Consider the following 22,965-nt stretch of genomic DNA (forward strand, 5'->3'; position numbering starts at 1 on the left):
CGATGGCGCTCTTCGGCAAGAAGAAGGGAGGCGGTGGCGGCGCGCCCGCCACCCGCCTCTACTACGCCTCCGACATCCACGGATCGGAGGTGCTGTGGCGCAAGTTCCTCAACGCCGGCGGCGCCTACGAGGCCGGCGTGCTGGTGATGGGCGGCGACGTCACCGGCAAGGTCGTCGTGCCGCTCGTCGAGGCCGACGGCGGCTTCGAGGTCGACCTCTTCGGGCAGAAGTCGCACGTCAGCGGCGAGGCGCTGGAGGAGATGGAGCAGAAGATCCGCAGCAACGGCATGTACCCGCACCGGATGACGCGCGCCGACGTGGCGCGCGTCGCCGCGCTGTCGGAGGAGCAGCGCGAGGAGTGGTTCGCGGAGGTGATGCGCCAGACCTTCGACGGCTGGCTGGCGCTCGCCGACGAGCGCCTCACGGCCGAGACGCGCTGCTTCGTGATGCCGGGCAACGACGACCCGCACGGCGTCGATGAGTCGATCGAGCAGGCCGGCAAGGTCGAGGCCTGCGACGGCCGCGTCGTGCGCTTCGGCGACCACACGATGATCTCGGTCGGCTACGCCAACAGAACCCCGTTCGACTCGCCGCGCGAGCTGAGCGAGGAGGAGCTGTACGCGCGCATCTGCGCGCTGGCCGAGGAGGCCGGCGAGATGACGCGCTGCATCTTCAACCTGCACGTGCCGCCGTACGACTCGCAGCTCGACACTGCGCCGGCGCTCGACGACAACCTCGCCGTCGTGATGTCGGGCTCGGCGCCGAAGCTGATCCCGGTCGGCTCGACGGCGGTGCGTGAGGCGATCGAGCGCTACCAGCCGCTGCTGTCGCTGCACGGCCATGTGCACGAGTCGCCGGGGGCGACGAGAATCGGCCGCACGCTCGCGATCAACCCCGGCAGCGATTACCACACGGGTCGCATCAACGGCTGCCTGATCACGCTCGCCGGCGACACCGTCCGCCACCAGTTCGTGACCGGATGAGCGAGGCTCCGACGATGACCGCACAAGCTCCCTTCCTCGATCGCCTGCCTGAGGAGGCGCGCGGGCTGACCGCCGAGGCGGAGGCGCAGGGCCTGCACGTGCGGCTGCTCGGCGGCGTCGCGATCCTGCTGCTGCTGGGAGATCGCTTCGACGCGGCCTTCGCGCGGCCGTACCGCGACATCGACCTCTTCTGCGGCCGCAAGGAGGGACGCGCCGTCGAGCAGCTGCTGGCGGCACGCGGGTGGGCGCCGGCGAGCGAGTTCAACGCGCTCGGCGGCGGCCGGCGGCTGCTCTTCCACGACCCCTTGAGCGAGGCGCAGGTCGACGTCTTCGCGGGCGAGTTCGCGATGTGCCACGAGCTGCCGCTGGCCGACTCGCTCGATCGTCCGGGGCCGTCGCTGCCGGCGACCGACCTCGTGATGACGAAGCTGCAGATCGTCGAGCTGAACGCGAAGGACCGCAGCGACCTCTACGCGCTGCTGTCCGGCTGTCCGGTCGGCGATGGCGACCATCGCGCGATCGAGCCGGCGCGGCTGGCCGCGCTGACCGGCCGTGACTGGGGGCTGCACCACACCTTCGAGCGCAACCTCGCGCGCCTGCGCGCGGCGGTCGAGGGCGGCGAGGGACCGGCGACGGCGCTGCCGGCGATCGACGCGCTGGCGGCGGCGATGGAGGCCGAGCCGAAGTCGCGCGGCTGGCGGATGCGCGCGAAGGTCGGCGAGCGCAAGCGCTGGTACGAGCTGCCGGAGGAGGTCGAGCGCGAGGGGTGAGCGGGCGCGCGCCGCGCTCGCGCCTCGGTGGCCCGCGCGCCCACGCGCCGCGCGTCCGCGTCCGGACGGGGAAGCCGCACATCGCGCGGCCGACCGCGTTAGGCTCGCGGCATGCACCGCTTCGCCGCGCTGATCGCCGTCGTCGTGGCGCTCGCCGCGATGCCCGCGGCGGCGCTCGCCCAAGAGAACCCGTTCGTGCCGCCGCTGCAGCAGCAGGCGCCGTCCCAGCCGGCCCCGTCGACCCCGCCGCCGCCGGCGCCGGTCGAGGACCGGGATGACGACGACGGCTTCGGCGGTGCCGCGGTCGCCGTCGTCGGGCTGATCGTGATCGCGCTGATAGGCGGGATCTGGTTCGCGATCTCGCGCGATGCGCGCAGACACGCGCCCGACCGCAGACGCGTCCACACCGCGCGCACGGAGCCGGACGCGGCCGAGCTGGCGACGCCCGGCTCGCGCGGCCGCCACCACACGCGGTCGGCGCCGAGAAGCCGCAAGCCGAGCCGCCAGGAGCAGAAGCGCCGCAAGCGCGGCAAAGCCCGCTAGCACGGCCGTCCACGCGCGCCCGGCATCGCGGCGCTGCGCCTGACAAACTCTTGTGTGCCTTTTATGACGAAGATGCTTCTTTGACACAGGAGAAACCCATGTCCACCAACAGCTTCGGGGCGAGAGCCTCGCTGTCGGTCGGGGGTCGCGACTACGAGATCTTCCGCCTCGACGCGCTGCAGGCCAGATACGACGTCGCGCGCCTGCCCTTCTCGCTCAAGATCCTGCTCGAGAACCTCCTCCGCAACGAGGACGGCGAGACGATCCGGGCGCAGGACATCGAGGCGCTCGCGACCTGGGACGCGAGAGCCGAGCCCAGCAAGGAGATCGCGTTCACCCCGGCGCGCGTGGTGATGCAGGACTTCACCGGCGTCCCGGCCGTCGTCGACCTCGCCGCGATGCGTGACGCGATGAGCGCGATGGGCGGCGATCCGGCGAAGATCAACCCGCTCGTCCCGGCCGAGCTGGTGATCGACCACTCCGTCCAGGTCGACGAGTTCGGCACCAGATACGCGTTCGAGAACAACGCCGCGCTCGAGTTCGAGCGCAACCAGGAGCGCTACGAGTTCCTGCGCTGGGGCCAGACGGCGTTCGACGGCTTCGAGGTCGTCCCGCCCGACACCGGCATCGTCCACCAGGTCAACCTCGAGTTCCTGGCGCGCACGGTCTTCGTGAACGACAGACTCGGCCAGGCCTACCCCGACACGCTCGTCGGCACCGACTCGCACACGACGATGGTCAACGGCCTCGGCGTGCTCGGCTGGGGCGTCGGCGGCATCGAGGCCGAGGCGGCGATGCTCGGCCAGCCGATGTCGATGCTGATCCCGCAGGTGATCGGCTTCAAGCTGACCGGCCAGCTGCCCGAGGGCACGACCGCCACCGACCTCGTCCTGACGGTCACCGAGAAGCTGCGCCAGCGCGGCGTCGTCGGTCGCTTCGTCGAGTTCTACGGCGCCGGCGTCTCGGCGCTGCCGCTCGCCGACCGCGCGACGATCGGCAACATGTCGCCGGAGTTCGGCTCGACCTGCGCGATCTTCCCGATCGACGCCGAGACGATCCGCTACATGGCCTTCACCGGCCGCTCCGCCGAGCAGTGCGCGCTCGTCGAGGCGTACGCGCGCGAGCAGGGCCTCTGGCACGACGCCGACTCGGAGGAGCCGACCTTCACCGAGACGCTCGAGCTGGACCTGTCGACGGTCGTGCCGTCGATCGCCGGCCCGAAGCGACCGCAGGACCGGATCGCGCTCGCCGACTCGGCGACCGCCTTCCGCGAGGCGCTGAAGGGCTACCTGCCCGAGCAGGACGGCGAGGACGACGCGCTGGAGGACACCTTCCCGGCGAGCGACCCGACCGCCTCGCAGGAGCCGGCCAACGGCGACGCTCCCAGGCATGGGCACGACCACGCTCACAGCGAGCAGGTCGCCGTGACGGCGGTGAAGACGAACGGCAGCGCCGTCCCCGTCACGCTCGCCGACGGCACCTCCACCGAGCTCGACCACGGCCACGTCGTGATCGCGGCGATCACGAGCTGCACGAACACGTCGAACCCGTCGGTGATGCTGGCGGCCGGCCTGCTCGCGCGCAACGCCGTCAGACGCGGCCTCAGATCGAAGCCGTGGGTCAAGACGTCGCTGGCGCCGGGCTCGAAGGTCGTCACCGAGTACTACGAGCGCGCCGGGCTGACCGGCGACCTCGAGGCGCTCGGCTTCCATCTCGTCGGCTACGGCTGCACGACCTGCATCGGCAACTCCGGCCCGCTGCCGGAGGCGATCTCGAAGGCGGTCAACGACAACGACCTGACGGTGACGTCGGTGCTGTCGGGCAACCGCAACTTCGAGGGCCGCATCAGCCCCGACGTGAAGATGAACTACCTCGCGTCGCCGCCGCTGGTCGTCGCCTACGCGCTCGCCGGCTCGATGCACGTCGACGTGCTCAACGACTCGCTCGGCGAGGATCAGGAGGGCAACCCGGTCTACCTCAGAGAGATCTGGCCCTCGGCCGCCGAGGTCGCGCAGACGATCGAGCAGGCGGTCCAGTCGGACATGTTCCGCAAGAGCTACGACGGCGTCTACGCCGGCGACGAGCGCTGGCGCGGCCTCGAGGTCGCCGAGGGCGACTCGTTCGCGTGGGACGACAGCTCGACCTACGTGCAGAACCCGCCGTACTTCGTCGACCTGCCGCGCGAGCCCAAGCCGGTCACCGACATCGTCGGCGCGCGCGTGCTGGCGCTGCTCGGCGACTCGGTCACGACCGACCACATCTCGCCGGCCGGCGCGATCAAGCCGGACTCCCCGGCCGGTCGCTACCTGCAGGAGCACGGCGTCGAGCGCAAGGACTTCAACTCCTACGGCGCGCGGCGCGGCAACCACGAGGTGATGATGCGCGGCACGTTCGCGAACATCCGCCTCAAGAACCAGCTCGGTGGCGACCTGCCCGAGGGCGGCAACACCTACTACCTCGCCGGCGGCGAGCGCGAGCCGATGGCGATCTACGACGCCTCGATGAAGTACCAGGAGCAGGGCATCCCGCTCGTCGTGCTCGGCGGCAAGGAGTACGGTTCGGGCTCCTCGCGCGACTGGGCGGCGAAGGGCACCAACCTGCTCGGCGTGCGCGCCGTGATCGCCGAGAGCTTCGAGCGGATCCACCGCTCCAACCTCGTCGGAATGGGCGTGCTGCCGCTGCAGTTCAAGGACGGCGACTCGGCCGCCTCGCTCGGCCTGACCGGCTTCGAGACGTTCACGATCGCCGGCATCTCCGGTGACACCGTCCCGCGCGAGGTCACGGTGAAGGCGGACGACAAGGAATTCACCGTCACCGTCCGGATCGACACGCCGAAGGAGCAGCGCTACTACCGCAATGGCGGGATCCTGCAGTACGTGCTTCGCGAGCTGTTGGCTGCGGCGTGATCAGCGCCGCGTCTCGCGAAGTGCGGCTTCGCGAGCTGCTCGCCGCGGCTTGATCCCCGGCGTGTGACGCGCTAGCCCGCGTCACACGCCGATAGCGCGCCGCGTCGCGTGACCAGTCACACTCGCTCGATCATGAGCCTTCGGTCACGCGGCGTCGCCGCTCTCCTCGGGACGGCCGCCGTGGCGCTCGTCCCCGCCGCTCCAGCCGTCGCGGCGCGCCCGCTCGCGGGCGCCGCGCAGCTGTCGGCGAGACGCTGCACGCCGAGGGGCGTGACGCGCTGCGGGCGCGTCGTCGTGCCGCTCGACCGCAGCGGCGCGATACCGGGGCAGGTCTCGCTGCGCGTGCGGATGCTCGACGGGCCGCGGCGCACCCGCGACAGCGGCACCGTGATCGCGCTCGCGGGCGGTCCCGGCCAGGCGGCGGCGCCGCTGCTGGAGCAGATCGCGGAGAGCATCGGGCCGGCGCTGGCGACGCGCCGGATCGTCACCTTCGACCAGCGCGGCACCGGCGGCTCCGGCCGCCTGCGCTGTCCCGAGCTGGCGCGCATCCGCCGCGCGTCGCAGCTCGACGCCGCCGTCGCCGGCTGCGCCAGACGGCTCGGCGCGCGCCGCAACGCCTACACGACCGCGGCCTCGGTCGAGGACCTGGAGGCCGTGCGCAGCACGCTCGGCGTCGACAGAGTCGCGCTCTACGCCGTCTCCTACGGCACGAAGGTCGCGCTCGACTACGCCGCCCGCTATCCCCAGCGCGTCAGCCGGCTCGTGCTCGACTCGGTCGTCCCGCAGAGCGGCAACGATCCGTTCCAGCGCGCCACGATCAGCGCGATCCCGCGCATCCTCGACACGCTCTGCGGTCACCGTGGCTGCCCCTTCACGCGGGACGCCACGGCCGACCTCGCGACGCTCGTGCGCAGAGCCGCGCGGGCGCCGCTGCGCGGCCGCTGGTTCGACGGCCGCGGCCGCGGCCACAGCGCGACGCTCGGCAGCGAGGACCTCTTCAGCCTGCTGCTGGCCGGCGACTTCGACCCGTTCCAGCGGTCCGCGCTGCCGGCCGCGCTGCGCTCGGCGGCGCAGGGAGACACGGCGCCGCTGCTCGCGCTCGCGGTCGGCTCCAGTCTCAACGGCGGCGGCTCCGCGGGCGGCGACAGCGACGCGCTCTACATCGCCACGACGTGCGCGGACGGCGGTGTCCCGTGGCCGGCTGGCACTCCGGTGGCGCAGCGCCCGGCCGCGGCGGAAGCGGCGCTCGCGGCGCTGCCGGAGGCGCAGCTGGCGCCGTTCGACCGTCGTACGCTGCGGCGGCTGCGGATCGACAGCTGCCGCGCCTGGCCGGAATCGCCGATCGAGCAGCCGACCGCTCCGCTGCCCGACGTGCCGACGCTGATCCTCTCCGGCGACAGCGATCTGCGCACCCCGCGCAGCGATGCGCGCGCGGTCGCGGGGCAGCTGCCGCGAGCGCGGCTGCTGACGGTCCCCGGCGTCGGTCACTCGGTGCTTGGCGCGGCTGCCAGCCTCGACCAGCGCTGCGCCCGCAGAGCCGTCACCGCCTTCTTCGCGGACCGCCGCGTCGCCGATTGCGGCCGCACGAGCCTGCCGCCGGTCGCCAAGCAGGCGCCGCGCCGGCTCGCCGACCTGCCGGTCCGCCACGGGCTGCCGGCGCGCGCGGGCCGCACCTACGCCGCCTTCGAGCTGACGATCGCCGACGCCTTCGAGCGGATCATGACGGTCGCGCTGAGCGGTGCGGCCGAGCCGTCCGGCGGCGCCGTCGGCATCGGCGGCCTGCGTGGTGGCACGGTGCGGATCGGCCGGCGGCTGATGCGCTTCGACCGCTTCAGCTTCGTGCCGGGCGTCACGGTCAGCGGCGTGCTGTCGCTCGACCTCGACGACGAGGCGCCGCTGGTCTTCCACATCGGCGGCAGCGCCGCCGCGCGCGGGACGCTGGTCGCCGGCGAGCGGTCGGTCACGGGGACGCTCGGCGGCCATCGCGTCAACATCACCGGGGCGGGCGCCTCCGCGAGCGGCGCGACGGTCGCGCGGGCGACGGCGGACGCGGCGCCGCAACTCTCGCTGGAACGCCGGATCGGCGAGCTGCGGACGGCGCTGGAGCAGGCGCGGCCGGCGGCGGTCCAGCCGCCCGCGGCACCCGTGGGAGCGGCCGGCCCGTTGCTTCCGGGGCTCGGCGCGGAGCGCTAGGCTCCCCGCCATGCCGACGCCCGACTTCCTCCGCACGCTGCTGACCACGCCCGGCCCGTCCGGGTACGAGACCCCGGTCGCGACCGCCTGGCGGGCGGCCGCCGCCGCGTTCGCCGAGGTCAGCCACGACACGGTCGGCTCGTCGGTCGCGCGCGTGAGAGGGACGGCAGGCGGTCCGCTGACCGCGATCATCGGCCACATCGACGAGATCGGCGTGATCGTCACGCACATCGACGACGACGGCTTCCTGCGCTTCGAGGGCGTCGGCGGCTGGGACCCGATCATCCTCGTCGGCCAGCGCGTCACGCTGATGACGAAGGACGGCGCGATCGACGGCGTGATCGGCAAGAAGCCGATCCACCTGATGAAGGCCGACGACCGCAAGAACGTGCCGGAGCTGAAGGACCTGCACATCGACATCGGCGCCAAGGACGGCGACGACGCGCGCAGGCTGACGCGGATCGGCGACGTCGCGGTGATCGCCGGTGAGCCGATCGAGCTGCCCAACGACCGCGTCGTCTCGCGCGCGATGGACAACCGCATCGGCGCCTTCGTCGCGTACGAGGTCGCGCGCCTGGTCGCCGAGGCCGGCGGCGCGCCTGGTGACGTCGCGGCGGTCGCGGCGGTGCAGGAGGAGACGAACCTCGTCGGCTCGCGCACGAGCGTCTTCTCGCTCAAGCCCGCCGTCGCGGTCGTCGTCGACGTCACCTTCGCGACCGACCAGCCCGGCATCGCGCTCGGCGAGCTGTCGAGACAGCCGTTCGGCTCCGGCCCGTCGATCACGCGCGGCTCGATGGTCCACCCGACCGTGACCGAGCTGCTGATCGAGACGGCCGAGGCGCAGGAGATCCCGTACACGCTCGCCGCCGCCGGCCGCGCGACCGGCACCGACGGCGACGTCGTGCACCTGACGCGCGGCGGCATCCCGACCGCGGTCGTCTCGGTTCCGCTGCGCTACATGCACTCGCCGGTCGAGATGGTCCAGCTCGACGACGTCCACAACACGGCGAAGCTGATCGCGGCGTTCACGCAGAAGCTGACTGCGGACACGTCGTTCCTGCGCTGATGGCGGGCGCGGGCGACCTGCTGCTGCTGTTCGACATCGACGGCACGTTGATGGCGGGCGCGACCGCCGCCCACGCCGCCGCCGTGCACCAGGCGATCTGCCAGGTGCACAGCCTCTCCGCGGTCGATCGCTCGCTGACGCGCGCGATCGACCCGGCCGGCCGCACCGATCCGGAGATCTCGCGTGCGATCCTGCTCGCGCACGGCGTCTCGGCCGAGCGGATCGACGCGCGCGCCGACGACGTGCGCGTCGCGACGGGGGAGATCTACGCCCAGACCTGTCCGGCTGACCTGAGCGAGTTCGTGCTGCCGGGCGTGCCGGAGCTGCTGGGCGCGCTGGCGGCGCGCGACGACGTGCGGCTGTCGCTGGTGACCGGCAACTACGAGACGGTCGCGCGCGTGAAGCTGCGCGCGGCCGGGGTCGGCCAGTGGTTCGCGAGCGGCCAGGGCGGCTTCGGCTCCGACAGCGAGGACCGCACCGACCTGCCCGCGGTCGCCCGTGCTCGTGCTTCGCATTGGGAGTTCCACGACGGCGAACCGGGAACGCGGATTCCCGGTGGGAACTCCCGGATCGATCCGCATCCCAGGGAGCGCACCGTCGTGATCGGCGACACGCCGCGCGACGTCGCCTGCGCGCTCGCCGACGACGTGCGCTGCATCGGCGTCGAGACCGGCAGCTTCGCCGCCGCCGAGCTGACAGCGGCCGGCGCCCACGCGGTCGCCGCCGACACCGCCGCGCTCGCCGCCGCGATCGACGCGCTCGTCTGAGCCGCCGCGCCGGCGGCGCTCGCCGACGGCGCGCGCCCGCGGGTCCTGCTTCGGCGTCGGGAACTGCGCCCGGCAATTCCCGCGGGAGGCCGGGCTGGCTACCGCGGTGATGGGAATTGTCGCCGCATCATCGCGTCCCACGCCCGGTCGGGCAGCACTCTGCGCAGCGGGATCGTCGTGCGCGCGGACGGCGTGACGACGACGCGGGTCGGCGCGCGTCTGCGCGAGATCGCCTTCTCGATCGCCTTCGCGACGCGGTCGGGGCCGCCGCCGAAGTGGCGCAGCGGACCTTCGTAGGCGCCTTTCGTGACGGCGCCGACGGTCGCGTTGAAGTGGGCGTAGGGGTCGCCGTCGGAGGCGGTCGCCGCGGGCGCGGTGCCGCCGGTCTCGGCCAGCGAGGCCGTCGCCGCGTTGCCGAACTCGGTCGTGATCAGGCCCGGCTCGACGAGCACGACGTCGATCCCGAAGCCGGCGACCTCGAACCGCAGCGCGTCGCTGAGCGCCTCCAGCGCGTACTTCGTCGCGTGGTAGTGGCCGCCGCCGGGGAAGGTCAGGCGCCCGCCCATCGAGCCGAGGTTGACGACCTTGCCCCAGCCCTGTGCGCGCATCGCCGGCAGCACCAGCTGCGTCAGCCGCACGAGCCCGAAGACGTTGGTCTCGAACTGGCGCCGGACGGCGTCGAGCGGGACCGTCTCGATCGCGCCGCTCTGGCTGTAGCCGGCGTTGTTGATCAGCACGCCGACGGCGCCGGCCTCGCGCTCGACCTGCTCGACCGCCGCGACCATCGACGCCTCGTCGGTGACGTCGAGCGCCAGCAGGCGGCAGCCGGCGTCGGCGAGGTCGGCGATCGCCTCGACGCGGCGAGCGCTCGCGTAGACAGTCCAGCCGCCGGCCGCGAGGCGCAGCGCGGTCGCGCGCCCGATGCCGGACGAACAGCCCGTGATCAGCACGGCTCTCGAAACCTGAGTCATGGCGTCACCCTACCGAGAGCCATTCGCAAACCCACCCACGTCCGAGTGCTGACGTGCCATCTGCGCACGCTGAGACAACAATGTTTATTGTGGTGCGATCAGGATGCCGCGGAGGGCTGGCTGGTCGCTCGTCACAGCCCCCGCGAAGGACCGGAGGAGAAGATGATCCCCACAAAGCGCGCACTCGCGGGTGCGCTGATCGCTGCGGCAATCGCCGTCACCGCGCCCAGCGCGGCCGCGGCACAGCTGCCGCCCGAGCTGCACTACGAACTGGTCTCGCCGCTGGAGTCGGAGGGTTTCGACTACTCGAGAGCGTGGCTGTTCCCCGACGGCGATCGTGGCGTGATCGGCAGCGAGCTGTCGGACGTCAACGGTGTCTTCACGGTGCGGCGCACCGCTGCGGGCTGGGAGAAGGCATATCGGCGCATCACCTCGCCGATCGTCACGCCGCTGATCGCACCCGCGACGGTCGCCGTCTCCGAGGACCTCGCGCGGATCGTCACCGGCGGCGTCAAGCCGGGCTCGATGCTCATGACGCCGAACGAGCTCGCGCTCAGCGAGCCGGACGGCAGCTGGAAGACGATCGGCGGTCCGCTGCAGCTCGTCGACCGCACGGCCGACCTCGATCGCCTCGTTGTCCAGCTCTCGCTGAACGCCGACAGAGCGGAGCTGTTCCCGGACTTCCCCGGCCCGAAGACCGACGTCTTCCTGTGGCAGGACGATGGCAGCTCCGACGGCGCCCTCACCGCGATCGGTGCCGACGTCGCGCGGCTGGTCACCTGCGGCGCCGAGGCGCCGGACGGCGACAGCCGGCGACAGCGTCAGAGCGGCGTCTCCGCCGACGCGCGCACGGTCGTGCTGACCTCGCGGGCCGGCTGCGTTGACCCTGACACCTCCGACCCGATCGCGCGCCACGTCTACCTCTGGCGCGAGGGGCAGCCGACCGTCGACCTCTCGGCCCCGCTCTCCGGCGCCGACGGCGACACGACCGTCGTCGGCCACACGACCGACCTCAGCGCCGTCTTCATCCGCACCGCGCTGGCGCTCGACCCGGCCGACACCAACGACGCCGACGACGTCTACCGCTACGACGTCGCCGGCGGCGAGCGCACGCGCCTGACCGGCGCCGCGACCGACGCCGGCGGGACGTTGCGCACGGCGAACGTCTCCGACGACGGCAACCGCCTCTGGTTTGGCACCGACGACGGTGCGGACGCGACGCTGTGGGTGAAGACGGGCGATCAGGCGCCGAGCGCGATCGAGACCACCGCGGGGAGCGTGGGCGACCAGCCGTTCGAGCTGAACGCCTTCGAGGCCGGCAGCCGCCTGCCGGCACAGGCGACCCCCGACGGCTCCTCGATCGTGTGGACGACGCGGGTGCCGATCGACGGCGTCGGCGGCACCGCCGTCGGCTACGACAACGGCCAGATCTTCCGCGCCACGGTCGACGGCGAGCTCGACTGCCTCAGCTGCGCCGCCGACGGCGCGCCGGCCGAGTTCGTCGACTTCGGCGACGTCCTGCAGACGCTCCAGATCGCTCGGCGGGTGACCTCCGAGGACGGCAGCTGGGTCTACTTCCAGACGACCACCGCGCTGGAGCCCGGCGACGACAACGAGCTCAACGACGTCTACGCCTGGCACGACGGCGTCCGCTCGCTGATCAGCGCGGGCGACGAGAGCGTCGGCGCGACGATGGCCGGCGTCAGCGACGGCGGCGACGTCTTCTTCAAGAGCTACGCCCAGCTGCTGCCGTGGATCGACGACGACCACCTGAAGGTCTATGCGGCTCGCCACGGCGACGACCTGCCGGCGCCGCGCGACCCGCGCGAGGGCTGCCTCGGCGACGCCTGCCAGGGCGACCCCGCCCCGCGGATGCCGGCGCCCGGCAACCTGAGCGAGGGCTTCAACGGCCCCGGCGACGAGAACGACACCGCGCCGCCCTTCCCGGCAAACCCCTCCATGAGGGTCGCGAGACTGTCGAAGGCGGCGCAGCGCAAGCTCGCGACCGGGCGTGCGGTCACGCTCGCCATCACCTCCGACACGGCCGGGCGCGTCACCGCAACGACCACGTTCAAGGCCGGCAGACGGTGGCGGAATGCCGCGACCGCCACGCGCACCTTCACGCGCGCCGGCACGGTGCGGCTGACGCTGCGGCTCTCCAGAGCCGCCCGCGCCCAGCTCACCCGCCGCGGCGCGTTGCGCCTCCGCGTCGACGTCGTGCACCGGCAGGTCGCCGACCCCCGGCGGCTCGCGTTCGTGCTGAAGCCGGCGCCGACGAGAAGAGGCGCCCGTGCCTGACCATCGCCAGGAGACCAAGATGACCGCGACCTCGCGCCGCTCGCGGCCGCTCGCATGCGTCCTCGCGACGCTCTGCCTCGTGCTCGCGACGGCGCTCATCGGCGCTGCCGCGGCGCACGCCGCCGAGCCGTTCGGCTTCGTCGACGGGAGCGTCGGCGTGTCGACCTCGACGACGCAGGCCGGCGGCCACCCCGATCTGAACGTCAGATTCGCGCTGACCAGCGTGATGGCGAGACACCCGATCATCGACGCGTTGGAGATGCCGCGTCCGCTGGAGACCGCGCGCGACGTCGTCGTCGACCTGCCTCCGGGAATCGTCGGCAATCCGGGCGCGATCCCGCGCTGCGCGGCGGCGGACTTCTTCGCCTCCTCGTGCCCGCCCGAGTCGCAGGTCGGCGTGATTCGAACGAACGTCTTCTTCATACCCGGCAACGAGCCCAACGCGGTCTTCAACGTCGTGCCCTCGCACGGCGCTCCGGCCGAGTTCGCCTTCATCAAGCTGGGATTGCCGATCCACATGCTCGTCTCGGTCCGCGACGGGGACCACGGCCTCCGCACGACGATCGCCAACCTGCCGACGCAGGGAGCGATGTCGTCGGCGGACATGACCCTCTGGGGCGTCCCGGGCGACCCGAGCCACGATGCCGAGCGCCAGACGTCGCTCACCGGCGAGGTCCCGGTCCGGCCCTTCATGACCAACGCGGCGACGTGCGACGGCCCGACGCGGGCGGAGATCTCGCTGGAGACCTACGACAACCCGGGCAGGACGATCGCGACGACCGCGCCGATGGCGCAACTGACCGGCTGCGAGCAGCAGCGCTTCGCGGCGACCGGCTCCGCCCGCCCCGACACGACCAAGGCCGGCGCTCCGGCCGGCTGGACGGTCGAGCTGGACGTACCGCAGGACCAGACGGTCGACGGGCTGGCGACGCCGCCGGTCAAGGACGTCGTCGTGCGGCTGCCGAGAGGGACGGTCGTCTCGCCTTCGGCCTCAGACGGGCTGAGAACCTGCCCGGCGGCGGCGATGAAGCTCGCCACCTCCGAGGTGCCGGACTGCCCGGCGGCGTCGAAGATCGGCAGCGTGCAGATCGACACGCCGCTGCTGGCGAGACCGATGACGGGCTCGGTCTTCCTGCTCGACCAGACGCCGCAGCGGCTGCTGAGAATGGTGCTGGTCGCCGAGGGCGCGGGCGTGCGGCTGAAGCTCCCCGGCGAGATCGACCTCGATCCCGTCAGCGGTCAGGTCACGGCGACCTTCGCGAACAACCCGCAGCTGCCGTTCAACCACCTGACGGTGGCGCTGAAGGGCGGCCCGCGCGCGCCGCTCGCCAACCCGCGCGCCTGCGGTCCGGCGAGCACCTCGACGGCGCTGACGCCGTGGGGCGGCGGCCGGCCGGCCGTCTCGACCGACACCGTCGAGATCGCCTGCGACGGCGCGCCGAGCGGCTTCGCGCCGGCCTTCAGCGCCGGCTCGGCGAGCACGCAGGCCGGCGCCGCGAGCGCCTTCTCGCTGACCTTCGCGCGCACCGACGGCGACGACCTGTTGAAGGCGATCGACGTGACGATGCCGGCCGGGCTGATGCCGAGACTGGCCAGCACGCCGCTCTGCGGCGAGGCGCAGGCGGCGGCCGGGAGCTGTGGCGAGGCGTCGCGGATCGGCAGCGCGCAGACGAGCGCCGGACCGGGCTCGCTGCCGTTCGAGCTGCCGGGCCGCGTCTACGTCACCGGCCCGTACAAGGGGGCGCCGTACGGCCTCTCGATCGTCGTGCCGGCGAAGGCCGGGCCGTTCGACCTCGGCACCGTCGTCGTGCGCGCCGCGGTCTTCGTCGACCTGCGCACCGCGGCGCTGCGGATCGCCTCCGATCCGCTGCCGACGATCCTGCAGGGGATCCCGCTGCAGATCCGCTCGGTGCGCGTCGCGATCGACAAGCCGGGCTTCATGCTCAACCCGACCAGCTGCGCCCCGCGCACCGTCGGCGCCGCGATCGCCGCGGCCGGCGGCGCCGTCGCGCAGCGCTCCTCGCGCTACCAGGTCGGCGGCTGCCGCTCGCTGGCGTACACGCCGAAGCTGGCGGTGCGCGTCGGCGCGAGAGGACAGACGCGGGCCGGCAGACGCACGTCGCTCGTCGCGACGCTGACGCAGCCTGCGGCGCAGGCGGCCAACCGCAGCGTGCGGCTGGCGCTGCCGAAGGTGCTGAACGCGCGCCTCGACGTCGTCGAGAGAGCGTGCACGCAGGCGGCGTACGACGCCGGCACGTGCGGCGCCGCGGCGCGGATCGGCAGCGCGACGGCGGTCACGCCGCTGCTGCCGAAGTCGCTCAGCGGCCCGGCGTACTTCGTCAGAAACCCGGCGCGCAGACTGCCGGACATCGTCGTGCAGCTGCGCGGCGACGTCGCGATCGACCTCGTCGGCAGAGTCGTGATCACGCGCGACCTGCGCCTGACGACGACGTTCGACCGGATCCCCGACGTGCCGCTGTCGCGCTTCCAGCTGACGCTGCCGGCCAGCAGCGGGCCGGTCGGCGTCGTGCGCGACCTCTGCACGAAGGCGGCCCGCCTCGCGAGAGCGCGCCAGGGCCTGCGGGCGCAGAACGGCAGACTGCTGCGCCGCGCCGACCGCCTCACGATCGCCGGCTGCGCAAAGCAGAAGAAGTAGAAGAGAGACGCAAGACCCGGGAGATCGGCGCCAGCCGATCTCCCAAGTGCGAGGCTGGGGGCGAGCGGCCCCCAGCCGATCGCCTCTAGCCTCGCACCAGTCTCTTGTACGTGACGCGGTGCGGCCGGTCGGCCTCCGCGCCGAGGCGCGCGTGACGCTCTTCCTCGTACGCCTCGAAGTTGCCCTCGAACCAGCGCACCTGCGAGTCGCCCTCGAACGCGAGCACGTGCGTCGCGATGCGGTCGAGGAACCAGCGATCGTGGGAGATCACGACGGCGCAGCCGCCGAAGGCGAGCAGCGCCTCTTCGAGCGCGCGCAGCGTGTCGACGTCGAGGTCGTTGGTCGGCTCGTCGAGCAGCAGCAGGTTGCCGCCGGAGCGCAGCAGCTTCGCGAGGTGGACGCGGTTGCGCTCACCGCCGGAGAGCTTGCCGACCTTCGCCTGCTGGTCGGTGCCCTTGAAGTTGAACCCGGACGTGTAGGCGCGCGAGCTCATCTTCTGGTCGCCGACCGAGATCTGGTCGTCGCCGCCGGAGATCTCCTGCCAGACCGTCTTCTCGGGATCGAGCGCGTCGCGTGACTGGTCGACGTAGGCCAGTCTGACCGTCTCGCCGACCTTGAACGTGCCCGCGTCGGGCTGCTCCTGGCCGGTGATCATCTTGAACAACGTCGTCTTGCCGGCGCCGTTGGGCCCGATCACGCCGACGATGCCGCCGCGCGGGAGCTTGAACGAGAGGTCCTCGATCAGCAGCTTGTCGCCGAAGCCCTTGCGCAGGTTCTCGGCCTCGATCACGACGTCGCCGAGGCGCGGGCCGGCCGGGATGTGGATCTGGACCTGGTCGAGCTTGACGTTGCGGTCCTCCGCCAGCAGCGCCTCGTAGGCGTTGAGGCGCGCTCTCGGCTTCGCGCGGCGGGCGGAGGCGTTCATCCGCACCCACTCCAGCTCCTGCGCGAGCACCTTCTTGCGCGTGTTGTCCTGCCGCTCCTCCTGCGCCATCCGCTGCTGCTTCTGCTCCAGCCAGCCGGAGTAGTTGCCCTCGAACGGGTGGCCCTGACCGCGGTCGAGCTCGAGGATCCAGCCGGCGACGTTGTCGAGGAAGTAGCGATCGTGGGTGATCGCGACGATCGTGCCTCTGTAGTCGCGCAGGTGCAGCTCCAGCCACGCGACCGACTCGGCGTCGAGGTGGTTGGTCGGCTCGTCCAGCAGCAGCAGGTCGGGCGCTCTCAGCAGCAGGCGGCAGAGCGCGACGCGGCGTCTCTCACCACCGGACAGCAGCGACACGTCGGCATCGGCGGGCGGCAGCCGCAGCGCGTCCATCGCCGTGTCGAGCATCGTGTCGAGGTTCCACGCGTCGGCGGCGTCGATCTGCTCCTGCAGGCGCGCGAACTCGTCGGCGGTCTCGTCGGAGTAGTTGGCCGCCAGCTCGTTGAAGCGGTTGAGCAGGTCGCGCGTCTCCGCGACGCCGTCCTCGACGTTGCCGCGGACGTCCTTGGACTCGTCGAGCTGGGGCTCCTGCTCCAGCAGCCCGACGGTCGCGTTGGGCGCCAGCGCGGCGGTGCCGCGGAACTCTCTGTCGATGCCGGCCATGATCTTCAGCAGCGTCGACTTGCCGGAGCCGTTGTAGCCGAGCACGCCGATCTTGGCGCCGGGATAGAAAGAGAGTGAGACCTCTCTCAGCACTTCCTTGTCCGGCGGGAAGAGCCGGGACAGGCGGTGCATCTGGAAGATGTACTGGGCGGACACGGGAACGGAGGATAGAGAAGACGACCGGGGCGGCCTCCGCGTCGCTAGCCTTGGTTCTTCATGGCCGCAGTCTTCGACATCGAGCAGGCGATCCTGCTGCTCGAGCTTGATCCGCCGTTCGACAAGCGAACGGTGCAGTTGGCACGCCGCAGAATGGCGAAGGTCTGGCACCCGGACATCGCACCGCCGGGCCGCCAGCACGAGCATCAGCGCCACCTTCAGGCGATCAACGAGGCCGCCGACCAGCTCGAGCAGCTGGCCGAGACCTCGCGCGGCGGAAAGGTCTCCGCCAACGCCGTCAAGGTCTCCGCCGCGGCGGCACGCAGAGCGCGCGCGGAGGAGGGCCGGCGCGCCTACGAGGAGGCGCAGGCGCGCGCCGCCGCCGACAGAGATCGCGCCGAGAACGACCCGTTCGGCTCGCAGGCGCCGGCCCACTCGGTCGTCCACCGCTACGCGCGCTGCCTCTCCTACCCGGAGTGGGGCGTCGGCTCGGTCACCGGCATCTACTTCTCCGGCGACGGCGACGACGTGCAGCAGTGGGCGCGCGTCAAGTTCCAGATCGGGGTCCGCACGATCCCGGCCGGCTCGCTGCAGTTCGTCGACTTCTCCAGACCGGACCCGTCGGCCGACCGCGTCCAGCGCTTCATGACCGCCGCCCAGCACGCGCTCGCCGAGGGCGATCCCGAGCTGGCCGCCAGACGGCTCGTCTACGCGCGCGACGCCGATCCGCGCAACCCGGTCGTGCTGCGCCAGCTGACCGTCGCCTTCTGGCAGTCGGGCAACCTGCCGGCGGCCGCGCGCACCGTGCGCGACTGGATCCGCGCCGAGGGCGAGCGGCCGGCGCCGCACCGCTTCGCCGCCCGCATCTACGAGGACATGCGCGCCTACGACCTGGCGCGCGACGCGGCCGTGCGCGAGACGGAGGCGGCGCCGTCTGACTCCTCCGCCTGGGAGCGGCTCGGCCGCCTGCGGCTGCGGCTCGGCGACCGCGACGGCGCGCGCGCCGCGCTCGAGCGCGCCTCGGAGCTGATGCCGACGCTCGAAGGACTGCTCGACCTGGCGCTCGTCCACCAGCTCAGCGGCGAGATCGGCGCCGAGGTGACCGCCTGCGAGGCGGCGACGATGCTGGCGCCCGAGTCGCCGCAGGCGTGGTCGCGCTACGCCCACGCGCTCGCCCGCACCGACCGCGTCAGCGACGCGATCGCCGCCTGCGAGCACGCGATGGACCTCGGCACCGACCCCGAGGTGGCGGCTCTGCTGCTCGCGCTGCGGGAGCGCGTGCCGCGCACGCTGCCGGCGGAGTCGGCGGCGTGATGCGCTCGGCCGGACGCGAATCGCTCGCCTCCACTAGACTCCTCCGGGTCGCTTCGGGGTTCCTGCGTCAGCAGGCTCTCCAGCATGCGGGAGTAGCTCAATTGGTAGAGCACCGGCCTTCTAAGCCGATGGTTGCGGGTTCGAGCCCCGTCTCCCGTGCTTCACTCCGTCTCGGGGGAGTCGCGGATGCGTGACGAGAAAGCAGCGCCGTTGCGCGCCGACAACCTGCTCGACGCCGTCGAGTCCACGCTCAGCGCCGTCGATGCGAGCGCCTTCCGCGTCGTCCCGAACCTGAGACAGGAGGACCCGACCGACGTCGGCGCGATCACACGCGACCGCGAGCTGGCGCCGCGGGCGCTGGCGGCGCTCGCCGCCGATCCCGCCGTCGCGAGCGCCGAGCAGGAGCAGCAGCGCTTCCTGCTGCGGCTGACCGACGCGCGCATCGCCGAGACCGGCGCGGGCCTGGAGGCCGGCCGCTTCACCGGCATGGAGACCGGCGACCTGCTTGCCGGCGAGCGCGCGATCGTCGACTTCTGCGACCCCAACGCGACGAAGGCGCTGCACGTCGGCCACCTGCGCAACATCGCGCTCGGGCAGGCGATCACGAGCGCGCTGAGAGCCGCGGGCGCGACCGTCGAGCGCCAGAGCCACATCGGTGACGCCGGCCGCTCGATGGGCGAGGCGATGGCCGGCTACGAGCGCTACGCCGCGCCCGGCACCCCTGCGGAGGCCGGCCGCAAGAGCGACCAGTTCGTCGGCGATCTCTACGCCCGCTACGCGCGTGAGGAGGGCCCCGTCGCCGACGTCGCCGACGAGGACGCGCCGGTCGCGCGCGACCTCGACGAGCGCCACGACCTCGCGCAGCAGCTGCTGACCGGTGTCGAGCAGGACGACCCGCAGGCGGTCGCGCTGTGGAAGCGCGTGCGCGACTGGGCGGTCGCCGGCCAGAACGAGACGCTCGACCGCCTCGGCGTCCAGTTCGAGCGGATCCTCTACGACTCCGACCGCACGAAGAAGACCGCCGAGGTCGCCCGCCTCGGGATCGAGCGCGGCGTCTTCGTCAGAGAGGAGCGGGGGACGGTCGCCTACTACACCGGCGACGACTCCTACCCGGTGATGCCGCTGACGCGCGCCGACGGCTTCCCGACCCACCATCTGCGCGTCGTCGCGATGTGGCGCGACATGATGATCGACGAGGAGGGGTCGCAGCTGATCCACCTCTCCGGCGACGAGTGGGCCGCCCACGTCGCGCACGTCGAGGAGCTGCTCGGCAGACTGGAGCCGACGCTGCCGGTGCTGCCCTCACGCCACGTCCTGCACGGGATGGTCGCGACCGAGATCGGCGGCGAGCTGTCGTCGAGCAAGGGCAACGCGCTGCTCGTCGACGAGCTGCTGGAGGAGCTGGTGGCGCTGCCGGAGCTGACCGCGCTCGTGCGCGAGCAGCCGCTGCTGTCCGCTGAGGACCTGCTCGCGATCGTCGTGCTCGGCTACTGCCTCGACAAGCCGGTCGTGAAGGGGCTCGTGCTGCCGCCCGCGCAGCGGCTGGTCGATCCCGACCACAACAGCGCCTTCCGCATCGCGCAGGCGTGGGCGAAGGCGTGGGACCCGGCCAACGACGGCGCCGCCGATCCCGCCCCGGCCGATTCCGACTACCGCCACATCGTCCTGCAGTCGCAGGTCCATCGCCGCAACCTCGCGGTCGCGCTGGAGGCGTTCGACCTGCTCAAGTACTACCGCTACGTCGCCCACCTGAGCGACTGGTACCTGGAGCGTGACGCGGACCCGCGCGTCGGCCGCGTGATGCGCGCGATCCTCTCCAGCGGGCTCGGCGCGCTCGGGCTCGTGCGCGCCGGCGGCGACGCGGCACGCGCGGAGACGCTGCGCCGCGCCGACGCCGCCACCGCCGCGATCAGCTGACCACGACTCGACCGAGGCCGACCGATGACCGACCAGACCCCTTCTGACGAGCACGTCCTCAACGAGGTCGACACCTACGGCCCCGCGTACATGAAGATCGCGGAGCGGCTGGGCGGCTACGACTCGACCAGCGAGGACGCCGCCGCGATGGTGAGACTGCTCGGCCTCGCGCCCGGCACGACCGTCGTCGACGCCGGCTGCGGCTTCGGCCGCTACTGCGCCGCGCTGCAGGAGCAGGGCATGGAGGCGACCGGGATCGACATCTCGCCGGCCGCGATCGCGGAGGCGGAGAAGCGCAGCCCGGGCCCGCGCTACCTCGTCGCCGACCTGACGCAGCCGCTGCCCGCGGGCGTCGGCCCCTTCGACGTGATCGTCAACCTCTACTCGTCGTTCGGCTACGGCGCGACCGAGGCCGAGGACATGGAGATGCTGCGGGCCTTCCGCCGGCTCGTGAAGAGCGGCGGCAAGATCGTCATGCAGCTCTCCGACCTCGAGCGCTCGCGCTTCCGCCTCAGAACCGACGAGGGCGTCGTCGTGCGCGACACCAACGGCGTGATCGAGACGCTCGACGTCGACTTCTCGACGGGCAGACTGCACGTCAGATACGAGCTCGACGGCGACGTCGTCCACTCGCGCATCCGCATGTACGAGAAGGAGGACCTCCAGCGCATGCTGGAAGAGGTCGGCTTCACCGGCATCTCCCTCCACGGCGACTTCGACGGCGCGCCGAAGCGTCCCGAGGACCGCCTCGTGATCGTCGGGACCGCGGCATGAGCGACGAGGTCGAGAACCTCAACGAGCTGGACGCGTTCGGCGCCGCGTTCATCGCGATGTCGGACAAGCTCGGCCGCTACGAGGAGACCGAGCGCGAGTGCGAGCAGATCGCCGCGCTGCTGGGCCTGACACCCGGCGCCGCAGTCCTCGACGCCGGCTGCGGCTTCGGCCGCAACGCCGGCGTGCTGACGAGACAGGGCTACCCGACGACCGGCGTCGACATCTCGCCGGCGGTGATCGCCGAGGCCGAGAAGCGCAACCCCGGCCCGCGCTACGTCGTCCACGACCTGACGCAGAAGCTGCCGGCCGAGCTGGGCAGCTTCGACGCGATCGTCAACCTCTACTCCTCCTTCGGCTACGGCAAGACGGTCGCGGACGACCAGGCCGTGCTGGAGACCTGGCACGCGGCGCTGAAGCCCGGCGGCAAGCTCGTGATGGAGCTGTCGGACATCGAGCGGACGCTGCACCGCCTCGGCCCGCTCGGCACCGTCGTCGACCGCGAGGAGAACGGCGTCCACGAGCACCTCTACGTCGATCCCGAGACGAGAGTCCTGCACGTCACCTACACCGCCGAGGGCAGATCGATCGAGGTCGAGACGCGCTACTTCACCGCCGACGAGCTGCAGGCGATGGTCGAGCAGGCCGGCTTCCGCGACGTCGCCCGCTACGGCGGCTTCGACGGCAGCCCGAAGACGCCCGACGACCGCCTGATCCTGGTGGCCACAGCATGAGTGAGAACAGACGCGTCGCGGTCGTCGTCGACGCCTACTCGACCGGCTCCAGACTGGCGCCGCGCTTCATCGCCGAGGGGCTCGACGTCGTCCACGTCCAGAGCAACCCGAACGAGTCGGCGTTCTACATCGACCGCCTGCGCACGCAGGACTTCCTCGAGAACGTCGTCCACCACGGCGACCTGGAGGCGACCGCGGCGGCCGTGGCGAGATACGACCCCGCCTTCGTCGTCGTCGGCTCGGAGCCGGGCGTGCTGCTGAGCGACGCGCTCAGCGAGCGGCTCGGCCTGCCCTCCAACGGCACCGCCCAGAGCCTCGCCCGCCGCGACAAGTCGGTCATGGCCGAGGCGGTGCGCGCCGCCGGCCTGCGCGCCGTGCACGAGCTGAAGACCGGCGACGTCGAGCACGCGATCGCGTGGGCGCAGGCGCGCGGCGACTGGCCGGTCGTCGTCAAGCCGCTCGACTCCGCCGGCACCGACGGCGTCTCGCTGTGCGAGACGCCCGAGGCGATCCGCAGCGCGTTCGAGGCCGTGCTCGGCCGCCCCAACGCGCTCCAGGGCGCCAACGAGCAGCTGCTGGTGCAGGAGCTGCTGCGCGGCACGCAGCTGTTCTGCGACTCCGTCTCGTGGGACGGCGTCCACCACGTCTCCGAGGTCTGGCGCGACACGAAGATCCGCATCCAGGGCAACCTCGCCTACGACTTCGAGGAGCTGCTCGCCTACCGCGGGCCGCAGCAGGACCTCGTCGTGCCGTACGTCAAGGACGTGCTCGACGCGCTCGGGATCAAGTACGGCCCGGCGCACACCGAGGTGATGCTGACGGCCGACGGCCCGGTGCTGGTCGAGTCCGGCGCGCGCCTGCACGGCTCGATCCGCGATGACGTGATCGACCGCTGCACGCCCTCGCACGTGACGGTGACGGTCGACGCCTACCTGCGCCCCGAGACGGTCGCCGAGCGCGCCAAGCGGCCGTACGAGCTGGCCAACGCCTCGCGCTGCGTGATGCTGATCTCGCACCAGGGCGGCAAGGTGATCTCCGACGCCGGCATGCGCGAGGTCGAGGCGCTGCCCTCCTACGCCGGCTCGATCTCGATGGCGCAGCCGGGCGAGGAGATCACCCCGACGATCGACCTCTTCTCCTGCCCCGGGATCGTCTACCTCGTCGACCCCGACCGCGACGTGCTCGAGCGCGACTACGACCGCCTGCGCGAGATCGAGCGCACGACGGGGATCTTCGAAGTCGAACCGCTGGAGCCCGCGGCCTCCGCCTGACGCCGCGCGCGACACACACCCCTGAACGACGAAGGGCCCGCGATGCGGGCCCTTCTCACATCTG

The 22,965-nt window shown here is 72.3% G+C and carries 16 protein-coding genes and 1 tRNA gene; 15 read left to right on the top strand and 2 right to left on the bottom strand.

The features are described from left to right. Positions 1-2: 2 nt before the first annotated feature. The 7 genes from R7226_RS09655 (at position 3) to R7226_RS09685 (ending at position 9,228) form a co-directional block, all read left to right on the top strand. Positions 3-983 (top strand): metallophosphoesterase family protein, encoded by a 981-nt coding sequence (locus R7226_RS09655; RefSeq protein ID WP_318596884.1) that lies wholly within the window; start codon positions 3-5, stop codon positions 981-983. A gap of 14 nt (positions 984-997) precedes the next feature. After that, positions 998-1,753, top strand: a complete 756-nt coding sequence (locus tag R7226_RS09660) for a nucleotidyltransferase family protein (RefSeq protein ID WP_318596885.1) — start codon at positions 998-1,000, stop codon at positions 1,751-1,753. A gap of 111 nt (positions 1,754-1,864) precedes the next feature. Then, positions 1,865-2,296, top strand: coding sequence for a hypothetical protein (locus R7226_RS09665; protein ID WP_318596886.1), 432 nt, complete (start codon positions 1,865-1,867; stop codon positions 2,294-2,296). A 98-nt stretch (positions 2,297-2,394) separates the two neighbouring features. Next, the gene (gene acnA / locus R7226_RS09670; RefSeq protein WP_318596887.1) at positions 2,395-5,202 is read left to right on the top strand and encodes an aconitate hydratase; all 2,808 of its coding nucleotides are present in this window, start codon (positions 2,395-2,397) and stop codon (positions 5,200-5,202) included. A gap of 132 nt (positions 5,203-5,334) precedes the next feature. After that, on the top strand, positions 5,335-7,395 hold the full coding sequence (locus tag R7226_RS09675) for an alpha/beta hydrolase (RefSeq protein WP_318596889.1): 2,061 nt from the start codon (positions 5,335-5,337) through the stop codon (positions 7,393-7,395). Between the two features lie 10 nt (positions 7,396-7,405). After that, the gene (locus R7226_RS09680; RefSeq protein ID WP_318596890.1) at positions 7,406-8,461 is read left to right on the top strand and encodes a M42 family metallopeptidase; all 1,056 of its coding nucleotides are present in this window, start codon (positions 7,406-7,408) and stop codon (positions 8,459-8,461) included. Then, positions 8,461-9,228: an HAD family hydrolase gene (locus R7226_RS09685; protein ID WP_318596891.1), complete on the top strand. Its 768-nt coding sequence runs from the start codon at positions 8,461-8,463 to the stop codon at positions 9,226-9,228. The genes R7226_RS09680 and R7226_RS09685 overlap by 1 nt, the downstream gene beginning before the upstream one ends. A 98-nt stretch (positions 9,229-9,326) precedes the next feature. Here the strand turns inward: R7226_RS09685 and R7226_RS09690 are convergent, their stop codons facing one another. Further along, entirely contained in the window at positions 9,327-10,199 is an 873-nt protein-coding gene (locus R7226_RS09690; protein WP_318596892.1) for an oxidoreductase, read from the bottom strand. A 162-nt stretch (positions 10,200-10,361) separates the two neighbouring features. On the opposite strand from R7226_RS09690, the gene R7226_RS09695 reads away from it, so the two are divergent. Further along, complete coding sequence (locus R7226_RS09695) at positions 10,362-12,497, top strand: TolB-like translocation protein (RefSeq protein WP_318596893.1); 2,136 nt, start codon at positions 10,362-10,364, stop codon at positions 12,495-12,497. A 19-nt stretch (positions 12,498-12,516) separates the two neighbouring features. Next, entirely contained in the window at positions 12,517-15,153 is a 2,637-nt protein-coding gene (locus R7226_RS09700) for a hypothetical protein (RefSeq protein ID WP_318596894.1), read from the top strand. A gap of 85 nt (positions 15,154-15,238) precedes the next feature. Here R7226_RS09700 and ettA read toward each other — a convergent pair whose 3' ends face one another. Further along, complete coding sequence (gene ettA / locus R7226_RS09705; protein WP_318596895.1) at positions 15,239-16,894, bottom strand: energy-dependent translational throttle protein EttA; 1,656 nt, start codon at positions 16,892-16,894, stop codon at positions 15,239-15,241. Between the two features lie 60 nt (positions 16,895-16,954). Here ettA and R7226_RS09710 point away from each other — a divergent pair, with 60 nt between their 5' ends. The 6 genes from R7226_RS09710 (at position 16,955) to R7226_RS09735 (ending at position 22,901) form a co-directional block, all read left to right on the top strand. Then, on the top strand, positions 16,955-18,208 hold the full coding sequence (locus R7226_RS09710; protein WP_318596896.1) for a tetratricopeptide repeat protein: 1,254 nt from the start codon (positions 16,955-16,957) through the stop codon (positions 18,206-18,208). A gap of 86 nt (positions 18,209-18,294) precedes the next feature. After that, a tRNA-Arg gene (locus tag R7226_RS09715) sits at positions 18,295-18,367 on the top strand. Between the two features lie 27 nt (positions 18,368-18,394). Further along, complete coding sequence (gene argS / locus R7226_RS09720) at positions 18,395-20,125, top strand: arginine--tRNA ligase domain-containing protein (protein WP_318596897.1); 1,731 nt, start codon at positions 18,395-18,397, stop codon at positions 20,123-20,125. Positions 20,126-20,149: 24 nt separating this feature from the next. Further along, positions 20,150-20,899 (top strand): class I SAM-dependent methyltransferase, encoded by a 750-nt coding sequence (locus R7226_RS09725; protein WP_318596898.1) that lies wholly within the window; start codon positions 20,150-20,152, stop codon positions 20,897-20,899. Beyond that, a complete protein-coding gene (locus tag R7226_RS09730) occupies positions 20,896-21,630 on the top strand; it encodes a class I SAM-dependent methyltransferase (RefSeq protein WP_318596900.1) in 735 nt (244 codons plus the stop codon). Before R7226_RS09725 ends, R7226_RS09730 begins: the two co-directional genes overlap by 4 nt. After that, positions 21,627-22,901, top strand: a complete 1,275-nt coding sequence (locus R7226_RS09735) for an ATP-grasp domain-containing protein (protein ID WP_318596901.1) — start codon at positions 21,627-21,629, stop codon at positions 22,899-22,901. Before R7226_RS09730 ends, R7226_RS09735 begins: the two co-directional genes overlap by 4 nt. Positions 22,902-22,965 lie beyond the last annotated feature (64 nt).

This window comes from Conexibacter stalactiti (assembly GCF_033542075.1).
Classification (GTDB): domain Bacteria; phylum Actinomycetota; class Thermoleophilia; order Solirubrobacterales; family Solirubrobacteraceae; genus Conexibacter; species Conexibacter stalactiti.